Below are 10,045 nucleotides of genomic sequence, written 5' to 3' on the forward strand. Positions count from 1 at the left end.
ATGGCAACGAACCTGAATAATCCTGCCTCAAATCTGCAGCAGCAGAGTATCTTAACACTGCTTGATTTTTCTGCGGAGGAAATCAAGCAGCTGCTTGAACTGGCAGCAGATATGAAAAACAACCCTGGAGCATATTATACCCATCTCGCGCACCGGTCCCTTGGAATGATTTTTGAAAATGCGTCGACGAGGACCCGCGTATCCTTTGAGGTAGCAATGACCCAGATGGGCGGCCATTCCTTATTTCTGAGCCCCCGGGACATGCAGATCGGCCGCGGGGAGCCGATCAAAGATACAGCCAAAGTGCTCTCAAGGTACGTGGATGCTTTAATGATTCGGACAAACGACCACGGGAAAGTGGAAGCACTCGCAGATCATGCGGATGTACCGGTGATCAATGCTCTCACTGATTTATACCATCCGTGTCAGGCGCTTGCCGATTTGTTAACTGTGCAGGAGCAAAAGGGAAGCTTTCAGGGCTTAAAAAGCGCCTTTATTGGCGACGGGAACAATGTTGCTCACTCCTGGATGATAGCAAGCGTGAAAATGGGGATGGATGCGGTGCTCGCAGCGCCGGAAGGATATGGCCCAGATCCGGGAGTCTGGAAGCAGATTGAACAGGCCGCGGAGCAGTCCGGAGCTTCAGTCACCCGCACCAGGGACCCCGAAGAAGCAGCAGAAGGAGCGGACGTTATTTATACGGACGTCTGGACAAGCATGGGATACGAAGAAGAGCAGGCGAAACGCCTCGCGGCTTTTAAAGGCTTTATGATTTCTGAAGAACTGACAGCAAATGCAGCAAAGGACTATATCTTTTTGCATTGCCTTCCCGCACACCGGGAAGAAGAGGTGGCGGCGTCGGTCATCGACGGCCCTCATTCAGCCGTTTATGATGAAGCGGAGAACAGGCTGCACGTGCAAAAGGCAATACTCGCTTCAGTCATTAGCTAGACCGGGTAACCGTTCCTGTACACAGGGGCGGTTTCTTTTGTGAGAAGAAAGGAGGATAATCACTTGGATTAGCAGATGCCTGCTTGTATAATTGCCGGGAAGGCGGTAAGAAGCGGGAGGGATGACATGACAATGCAGCGTGCTGTGGCAGGGGTAATTATTTTTATCTGTGTATTGATTGCTGTATATTCAGGCATCGTTTATTTTTTTGAGGGCAGCCAGACGACAGCTGTTCTTACAGCCATTATAGGAGCGTTAATCGCTGAATGGACCTATCACCGGTCGTTTGTAAAGGAATAAAGGTTATATGAACAAAACGGCGTGCAGAAAGTAGACAACTGTGCCCTATTCGTATAAAATTATTGCCAGACTAATGAAAATATCCAGTCTGATTCGGTACATAGGCCTGGAGAATATACAGGAAAATGCGGAAGATAACAAAGGAGAGAGTGGCATGAATGAAAACAGGCGAGTGGTTGTAACGGGAATGGGAACAGTCAACCCGTTAGGCCAGACAGTGGAATCCTCATGGAAAAACGCTGTCGACGGAGTATCCGGCATTAATGCTATTGAGAGGGTGGATGTTTCTGAGCTTCCGATGAAAATCGGGGGAGAAGTCACAGATTTTGACCCTTCGGCTTATTTGGAAAAGAAAGAACTTCGGAAAATGGACCGCTTCACCCAGTTTGCAATTGTTGCTTCCATGCAGGCACTCGAAGATGCGGATTACACAATTACAGAAGAAAATGCAGCTCGGACTGGTGTATGGATTGGCTCTGGCATTGGTGGAATGGAAACGTATGAAACCCAGTTCCAAAATTTTATGGAGCGTGGCTATAAACGGGTAAGCCCGTTCTTTGTGCCAATGATGATTCCGGATATGGCTTCCGGCCAGGTTTCCATCTATACAGGGGCCAGGGGAGTGAATTCCTGTACGGTTACGGCATGTGCTACAGGCTCCAACTCCATCGGAGACGCCTATAAAGTAATTCAGCGCGGCGACGCTGATGCTATGATTACCGGGGGCACAGAAGCGCCGATCACAAAAATGGCAATCGCCGGATTTAGTTCCGCCAAAGCGATTACCATGAATGAAGACCCGGACACAGCGTCCCGTCCGTTTGATAAAAACCGGGACGGGTTCGTGATGGGTGAAGGAGCAGGCATCTTAATGCTTGAAAGTCTGGAGTCCGCTGAAGCGAGAGGCGCAGAAATTTATGCTGAAATCGTGGGCTACGGCTCCACCGGTGACGCCTATCACCTGACGGCACCAGCGCCGGACGGCGAAGGGGCTCAGCGGTCCATGCAGATGGCTATGGATGATGCCGGACTTAAAGCAGAAGATATTCAGTACATTAACGCTCACGGCACAAGCACCCAGTACAATGATAAATTTGAAACTACTGCCGTGCGTAAAGTGTTTGAAGACCACGCGGACCACGTATGGATGAGCTCGACGAAATCCATGACCGGCCATCTGCTTGGAGCAACCGGGGGAATTGAAGCCATTTTCAGTATTCTATCGTTAAAAGATAATGTAGTGCCGCCGACCATTAATCTGCACGAGCCGGATCCGGAATGCGATCTTGATTACGTGCCGAACGAATCCCGTAAAGGCGACATTCAGGCTGTTCTCAGCAACACCTTTGGATTTGGGGGGCATAACGCTACCCTGGCATTTAAAAAATGGCAGGCATAAAAAGAGCCCGGGCAAAGCGCCCGGGTTTTTTTATGCACTTAGGGCTGGCAGCTGTGAATAAGAGCTTCCGCGTAATTGAGCGCTTCCTGGGAAGAAGTGATTTCTTCATTAATAATGGCTTTTTCGGTTTCACTGATAATGAATTTATAGAGCGGTCCGGGGCGGAGTCCGAGGCGCCGAAGGTCAGCGCCGGAAATCCAGGAGGGAAGCTCTTGCCATTTCTCCTGGTACTGTCTGAGCAAAGACGCTTTTTCCGGCTGCCGGGCACTGTATTCAAGGCAGTAAACAGCGATGTCAACTGAAAGAGGGGAGACATGCGCAGCTATCCGGTGAAAATCACCGGGTCTTTCAATAGAGAGTGCCCAGCTTTCATCGAGCAGGTGATGCACATGCCGGACCAGCTGTTTATCCTGTTTCCGTACGGCCACCCGCCCAGCCGATAGCACCCGCCCGCTTTCCTGAAGAAACAATGGCAGCAGGGTCATGAACAAAGAGGATTGAAGACTGGTGATATAAGGAAGCAATCGTTCTGCCGTATTATCCCAGACCGCTCCAGGCAGAAAGGCAGATAAAACATCTAGCTTCTGGAGACGGTGAAATAGCTGGGCAGGAGGCATTTCAGCTGTGAGTCGCTGAAATTCAGCCAGTATTCTGTCTGTCGACAACGCATGAATAGCGTTAACCGCCTGGGCAATAAAAGCTTCGGTTTCATGATCCATAGCAAAATCAAAGCGATGTTCAAAGCGGATAGCCCGAAGAATGCGGGTTGGGTCCTCCACAAAGCTTAAATTGTGCAGCACCCGGATAGACCCTCGTTTTAAATCCTCGAGCCCGGAAAAATGGTCAATGAGATTCCCGAACTCTTCAGGATGAAGGGCAAGAGCCATAGCGTTAATCGTAAAATCCCGCCGGAATAAGTCCTCTTTTAAGGTAGAACTTTCCACGTCCGGCAGGGAGCCGGGCTTTTCATAAAATTCGGTGCGTGAGCTTGCGATATCCATTTTTAATCCGTCCGGCCAAGTAATTGTAGCAGTTCCAAAAGCTTCGTGCTTATGAATTTCACCGTTCCACTTGGAAGCGATATCTGAAGCAAAGGCAATGCCGTCGCCTTCGACAGCAATATCTATATCTTCATTGCCCTTCTGTAGAATAATGTCGCGAACGACGCCGCCAATTAAATAGGTGCGCAAATGCTGCCGGGCGCCTTCTTCACCGACTGCCCGAAGCCACCGCTGAATCGAATCAGGCAGAGTCATGCGCATGTTTTCTTCCATATTGACCGTTTCAGAGGCAGTAGAATCTTCACGAAGGCGGGCAATGATGTCACTGCGCGAAACGAGGCCGATTAACGCCCCGCGGCGGTCGATAATGGGCAGCCGGCCAACGTTATGCTGAACCATCTGCTGCTGCAGTTCTTCAAACCGGTGGTGTGGGGACGCGGTATGCAAATTAGAGCTCATGTATCCCTTAACAGGAGCATGCCCCAGCTGATGATGCATTGCTTTATCAATATCGCGGCGGGAAATAATGCCTACCAATTCATACTGGTCGTTTACGACCGGGAAGCCACTATGGCCGTAGCGGAGTACCATACCTTCTGCTTCTTTGATGGTCGTTTCAGGTTTTAACGTCTTCACCGGCCTGCTCATTAGTTCTTCTGCAGTAATGGAACGTCCTACTGCAGCCTGGAGCTGTGATTTAATCTGGTCATAAACATCATCAAGCAGCTGATCTTTGATGGTGGCAGACCCGGCCCGGGAATGTCCGCCACCGCCAAAAGGGGCTAAGATATCCGGGAGATGGATACGGTCGGTAGCCGATCGGCCGATAACGAATATTTTTCCCTGGGCTTTGGTCAAGGTAATGACAGCGCTAGCACCGGTTGTTTCTATCAAATTCGAAGTAACGGTATTCAAGCCGCCGATGTGCTTGTCGCCGGCATCAAATTTTGTGATTAAAAGCTGAAGTCCTTCGCGTTCGATGATCTCTGCTGCTCCGAGATATGCCCTTAGAGCATACTGCTGATCCGGAGAAAGAGACTCTTCCATATATTGACCCACAGTATCTAAATTCATGCCCTGCTCCATTAAAAATACTGCAGCCTGCAGATCTCTAAGCGTTGTACTCGGGTAGACGAGCGATCCGGTATCGGTATATAACCCAAGAGCTAACAGAGTGGCCTCGGTTGGAGTAAGAGAGAGCTGGCGCTGTATTAGTTCTTCAATAAGAATGGTGACGGCAGCGCCTGTTGGTTCGATCCTTGCATCGATTGCTGCTTCCGGTGACCCAGGCACTTTTTTGTTTGTATGATGGTCATAAATAATCCAGTGCGGTGCTGAGGAAAAAGTGAGTCCGTCCTTGGCCCGGTCCGGTTCGGAGACATCAGTCAAAATTACTGTATGCAGATCATTCCAATCGATATGGCGGGAGGACACAAATGGAAATTCATCTTTAAAAAGCGCCAGGTATTCATTAACTTCTTCGGATTGATCCTCCTGCAGAACGAGACGGGCTTCCGGATAAAGCCTGGAAGCAGCTACAGCAGAAGCGAGAGCGTCAAAATCCATATGGCGGTGGGTTAAAATTACATCCATGGCAGCTGCCTCCTTAGTCGCTGTTTTTTACATGCATCAAATGACTGTGGAAGTGATTGAGCGCCATGGTAAGAATGGCTTCAGGCCGGGTCTGGTCGGCCTCCATATTCACTTCGTCAAAATACCGGGTAATATCTTCAAGCTGGTCTTTTTGCTCCTTGTATAAATGAACCTGCAGCACCCGGGTTTCATTTGCAAGTTCCCGGGCCAGCTGGTTGATGGACTGTTGCAGCTCCTCAGATTGTTTAAGCAGCTCGCGTAGCTGTTTTTGTTTTTCTTCTCGTACAGTCACTTTCGACCCTCCAGGTGCGAGATATATTTCCTCTATACTAATACCCGGGAAGGAAAAAATAAAAGCTCCCGACTTGGGAGCTTCTACCGTTTCTTTCGTTCAAGGCCCATAGCACGCTCTGCTTTTGCAAGCATTTTGGAGGAGGCCAGGCGGGCCGTTTCTGCCCCTTGATCTAATATCTCATCGAGCTCTGAAGACGCCATCAGTTCTGCGTGGCGCTCCTGAAGCGGCACGAGAATATCAGCAACAGCGGCACCGGTCTCTTCTTTAAGAGAGCCGTAGCTTTCTGAGCTGAGCTTTTGCTCCGCCTCTTCGATGCTGATGTTTTTAGAAATAGCGTAAATAGTAAGGAGGTTGCTTACTCCGGGTTTATTTTCAGTATCATAGCGGATCTCCCGTCCCGAATCCGTAACAGCGCTTTTCATTTTCTTCATGATCGTCTTTTCATCATCAAGCATAGAGATGAAAGCTTTTTGATTGGAATCAGATTTGCTCATTTTCTTATCCGGATGCTGCAGAGACATAATCCTTGCCCCGTTTCCGGCAATTTTTGTTTCCGGAACGGTGAAGATATCATTGTATTGCTGATTGAAACGTTCAGCGAGCGTCCGTGTCAGTTCCAGATGCTGCTTCTGGTCTTCACCGACGGGAACAATATCTGTACCATATAAAAGAATGTCTGCTGCCATCAGCGGCGGGTAAGTCAAAAGAGCGCCGGGCACTCCTGAGCGTCCTTCAGCCTTGTCTTTAAACTGGGTCATGCGTTCAAGCTCCCCGATATAGGCAATGCATTGAAGCATCCAGCCAAGCTGGGCGTGGGCAGGAACCTCCGATTGAATAAAAATCGTTGCTTTTTCAGGATCGAGGCCGGCGGCGATATACAATGCTGCCAGACTCCGAGTGTTGTGCTGCAGCTCCTGCTTACCTTGAGGCACTGTGATAGCGTGCTGGTTTACAATGCAGAAAAAACTGCGGTAGTCCTTCTGTAAATCGACAAAATGTTTGATTGCTCCCAGATAATTGCCGATGGTAGGTGTTCCGCTCGGCTGGACACCGGAAAAAACGGTTTTCATATTATACATCCTTTCATCCAAAACTTACTTCCGCTGATTTTTATATTTAAGAACAAGAAGGGCGGACCACTCAATAACGAGTGCGATAAAGAGAATAAATCCCGGCCAGGCGGGAAATCCTCCGAAGCGAGCCTGCAGGGCAAGCGCTGCTATCCACAATAGAGCTGTTATAAGCATCCACAGACGAAGGCTGCTTTTCATGGCTTCATCACCACTCAGCCCCCAGGCCGATAAAGGTTAAGTAGGAGGCGATAAAGTAAACAATGACAAGGGTGATGGAAGGCCAGAGATAGAAGGCTGGTGTTTTCCGCTTGCTGCCTCGCAGGACCGCGTAAAATACTATGGCAGCAAGAAGCGTAATGCCGAGAGAAGTCACCAGGTTTGTCCGGCTTGCTGCGGAAATGATTGGTTCTCCTCTGTAAAAAATATCACTCAGGGCAAGCAGGGTTAAATTGAACAAGTTGCTTCCCAAAATAGAACCCAGCGCCAGATTGTAGTTTTTCAGCTTCATCGCTACATAAACAGAAACTGCTTCAGGCAGGGAGGTTGAAGCAGCTATTAAAAAACTGCCGATAAAACTTGAGCCCAGGCCTGTTATTACAGCGATCTGGTCGCCGGTAGTCGTGAGGACTGTACCAGCGGCCAAGGTGAATAAAGCAGCGATAATAAATCCAATTCCAGCCTGGCGCAGTGAAAGATTCGGCTTTGGCACCTCTTCTTCTTCTTCGTCTGGAATAACCCCTTCATTCTGGCGGTTTGCCCAGACTATCCCGACTGCATAAAAAATTAAAAGGGCGAGCGCATCAACACCGACACCAAAAATATTCCAGGACAGCTGAAGAAGAAAAGCTGCTCCCGTGACAAAAGCAAGCAGCGCTCCAAGTCCAGCTGTATATGTATGCCCTGGGGAAACTCGGTTGAACAGCCTTCTTCGGCGATAAAAAATATCAAATACAGCAATAATAAGAATGTTAAATAAATTACTTCCAAGCACGTTGCCTACGGCAATATCCGGATTATCCAGAAATACAGCCGTTAAACTCGTCGTAACTTCCGGCAGGGAAGTGGCTCCAGCAAGTAAAAGAGTACCGACCATCATGCCGCCAAGAGAAGATTTTTCGCTGATAATATCAGAGTACGAAGACAGCTTAGTGGCAGCGATAACTGTAACAACAGCCGCTATAAAAAAGAATACAAAGACCAATGATGGGGTCCCCTCTCTAACAATAATTTCAGCTTAAAACGCTTTAGAACAGGGTTAGTGTACCTTAACTTGCCCGGAAGGTCAAAAGGAAGCTGCGTGAAAACCCCTTCATCTATGTAAATATTGGAGGACAACGTCTATAATAAAATAGAAAGACTTCAAAGGAGGGCTACTATGAAGATATTTGCTGTACTGCTTACAATGAAAGACGAAGAAAAATCGCAAAAGTTCCGTTCCCAGCACCTGAAGTTTCTTGAGGATGAAGAACTGAACGGGAATGTGCTGGCTTATGGGCGTTTTGTTGATGGAGCCGGAGGTTTAATTATGTACCGCGGGGAAGAAGAGGAGGCTGTACGGAAAATAGTTGAACAGGATCCTTACATACAGCTTGGCGCCCGGGATTATCACATGCATGAGTGGGATATGAACTCGCATGTCTGGACGAAAGGAGAATAGTATTTATGAAAAAAGCTGCTTTCATCGGCCTTGGAAACATGGGCATGCCGATGGCCATCAATATTTTGAATAAAGGATTTGACGTATACGGAATCAACAAAGGAAACGAAAAGGAAGATCGCTTTCAAAAAGCCGGGGGCACTACCGGCATCACTCCGGCTGAGGCAGCTGGGCAAATGGATGTCGTCATGACCTGCCTGCCGAAACCAGAGCATGTAGAGGAGATGATGCTCGGTGAAAACGGGGTAATTACGAATGCTTCGCAGGGACTTCTCGTCATCGACTTCAGTACGGTGTCGGCAGAGCTGCATGAAAAAATTGAAGCAGAGGCAGCTCAAAAAGGCGTGGATTATCTGGATGCTCCGGTCAGCGGTGGAACAACGGGAGCAGAAGCAGGAACGCTTGCTGTCATGGTTGGCGGGAGCGAACAAGCTTTTGAAAAAGCGGGGCCAATTTTTGAAGCGGTAGGCAAAAATATTACGTATGCTGGCAGTATCGGTAAAGGCACCAAAGTGAAATTGATTAACCAGTTTATGGTAGGTATGCATACCGCAGCGGTAAGCGAAGGGTTAACAATGGCCGAAAAAGCCGGAGTTGATCTGGAAATGCTTCATTCCGTTATTACTAACAGCATGGGGCAGAGTAAAATCTATGACCGTCACTATACAGAATTTCTTCATGACAATAAAGAAGAGCCTGGATTTGCGCTTGAACTGCTTTTGAAGGATCTCGGCCTGGCTAAAGAAATGAGCGATCGTGTTGGAATTTCTCCAAGAGCGGGAAGAGAGGTACTTTCATTGTTTGAAGGAGCAGATCGCGAAGGATTCGGGAAAAAAGATATGAGCAGCTTGTTTTATTACGTAAAAAACAATGAAAAATAAAATATGTAGACACGGAACCTGCCTTCCTGCGTGAAGGCGGGTTCTTTTCATTTTATGAATGCATAGCTTCCGAAACAGCACGCCCAAGGCGTTCGTCGAGAGAATGAAGGCGGGTGAATGCTTCTTCTTCTGTAATCGACCGGTAATGATGCCTTCCAGACGGCTCTTCGTCAAGTTCATCTGCATCCGCAACTACTTGCTGCAGCGGAGTGCGCTGGATATTAGCTGCCGGAAGATACGAATCGGTATGCAGTAAAACGGCCATACTGACTTCTTTTGCCCGAGCCGGTTCTTCGCCGAGCCGGATTAACAGCTTGTGCGCCCGCTCTGCTCCCTTAATAGCATGAATGTCGTTCGTCCGGTACTCTTCAAAGTCCCATTTCCCATTTTTGTAAAAAAGGTAATGGCCCATATCATGCAGAAAACCAGCTTTTACAGCGAGATCAACATCCACGTTTCGTTCTCCGGCAAGCTCTAATGCTATATCAGCCACACGGATGGCATGGGCAAGTCCGGAACGGCGGACATACTTTTGAGTAATTGGGTGTTTGTAAATATCAATCATCGTTACTCTGCTCATTATTGTTCCTCCTTTGTAGATTATTTTGCAAAAGGGCCCCGGCCAATGAAGGCTAAGGACCCTGTGGAAGTACTGCAAGTTTTAAAGATATTTTTAATAGTATAATAACTGTGAGCCCAGATTGCAAGAGAAATGAAAGATTAACTGCCATTCAGTTATTATTTTAACTTGAATTGTAATATTAAGCGCAACACGTAAAAAATAAAAAACACCCATGGTATCCCTGGGTAAAATGAAAGTACCACCAAACACTCACACGGAGGGATACCATGAGCTACTCTCATCTTACCATGATCGAACGCGGACAACTAGAGG

11 protein-coding genes are annotated in these 10,045 nt (G+C 48.1%); 5 read left to right on the forward strand and 6 right to left on the reverse strand.

Going from position 1 to position 10,045, the window contains the following annotated elements; genetic code table 11:
• The 3 genes from argF (at position 1) to fabF (ending at position 2,650) form a co-directional block, all read left to right on the forward strand.
• The gene (gene argF, locus CHL76_RS10310; RefSeq protein ID WP_079475888.1) at positions 1-951 is read left to right on the forward strand and encodes an ornithine carbamoyltransferase; all 951 of its coding nucleotides are present in this window, start codon (positions 1-3) and stop codon (positions 949-951) included.
• 126 nt (positions 952-1,077) lie between these two features.
• Positions 1,078-1,251 (forward strand): hypothetical protein, encoded by a 174-nt coding sequence (locus CHL76_RS17080; protein WP_158219149.1) that lies wholly within the window; start codon positions 1,078-1,080, stop codon positions 1,249-1,251.
• Positions 1,252-1,405: 154 nt separating this feature from the next.
• On the forward strand, positions 1,406-2,650 hold the full coding sequence (gene fabF, locus CHL76_RS10315; protein ID WP_094908494.1) for a beta-ketoacyl-ACP synthase II: 1,245 nt from the start codon (positions 1,406-1,408) through the stop codon (positions 2,648-2,650).
• 38 nt (positions 2,651-2,688) lie between these two features.
• Here fabF and CHL76_RS10320 read toward each other — a convergent pair whose 3' ends face one another.
• From CHL76_RS10320 to CHL76_RS10335, 5 genes are all read right to left on the reverse strand, one after another.
• Entirely contained in the window at positions 2,689-5,244 is a 2,556-nt protein-coding gene (locus CHL76_RS10320; protein WP_094908495.1) for a CBS domain-containing protein, read from the reverse strand.
• 13 nt (positions 5,245-5,257) lie between these two features.
• The gene (locus CHL76_RS10325) at positions 5,258-5,536 is read right to left on the reverse strand and encodes a hypothetical protein (protein ID WP_079475891.1); all 279 of its coding nucleotides are present in this window, start codon (positions 5,534-5,536) and stop codon (positions 5,258-5,260) included.
• An 83-nt stretch (positions 5,537-5,619) separates the two neighbouring features.
• A complete protein-coding gene (trpS, locus tag CHL76_RS10330; protein ID WP_079475892.1) occupies positions 5,620-6,609 on the reverse strand; it encodes a tryptophan--tRNA ligase in 990 nt (329 codons plus the stop codon).
• A gap of 24 nt (positions 6,610-6,633) precedes the next feature.
• Positions 6,634-6,786, reverse strand: coding sequence for a hypothetical protein (locus CHL76_RS17085; RefSeq protein WP_158219150.1), 153 nt, complete (start codon positions 6,784-6,786; stop codon positions 6,634-6,636).
• Between the two features lie 31 nt (positions 6,787-6,817).
• Complete coding sequence (locus tag CHL76_RS10335; protein ID WP_094908496.1) at positions 6,818-7,813, reverse strand: sodium:calcium antiporter; 996 nt, start codon at positions 7,811-7,813, stop codon at positions 6,818-6,820.
• A 174-nt stretch (positions 7,814-7,987) separates the two neighbouring features.
• Between CHL76_RS10335 and CHL76_RS10340 the strand changes: the two genes are divergently transcribed.
• Entirely contained in the window at positions 7,988-8,269 is a 282-nt protein-coding gene (locus CHL76_RS10340) for a YciI family protein (protein WP_079475894.1), read from the forward strand.
• Positions 8,270-8,274: 5 nt separating this feature from the next.
• The gene (locus tag CHL76_RS10345; RefSeq protein WP_094908497.1) at positions 8,275-9,150 is read left to right on the forward strand and encodes an NAD(P)-dependent oxidoreductase; all 876 of its coding nucleotides are present in this window, start codon (positions 8,275-8,277) and stop codon (positions 9,148-9,150) included.
• 52 nt (positions 9,151-9,202) lie between these two features.
• Here CHL76_RS10345 and CHL76_RS10350 read toward each other — a convergent pair whose 3' ends face one another.
• Positions 9,203-9,730, reverse strand: coding sequence for an HD domain-containing protein (locus CHL76_RS10350; protein WP_094908498.1), 528 nt, complete (start codon positions 9,728-9,730; stop codon positions 9,203-9,205).
• Positions 9,731-10,045 lie beyond the last annotated feature (315 nt).

The organism is Marinococcus halophilus (assembly GCF_002265875.1).
Lineage (GTDB): Bacteria > Bacillota > Bacilli > Bacillales > Marinococcaceae > Marinococcus > Marinococcus halophilus.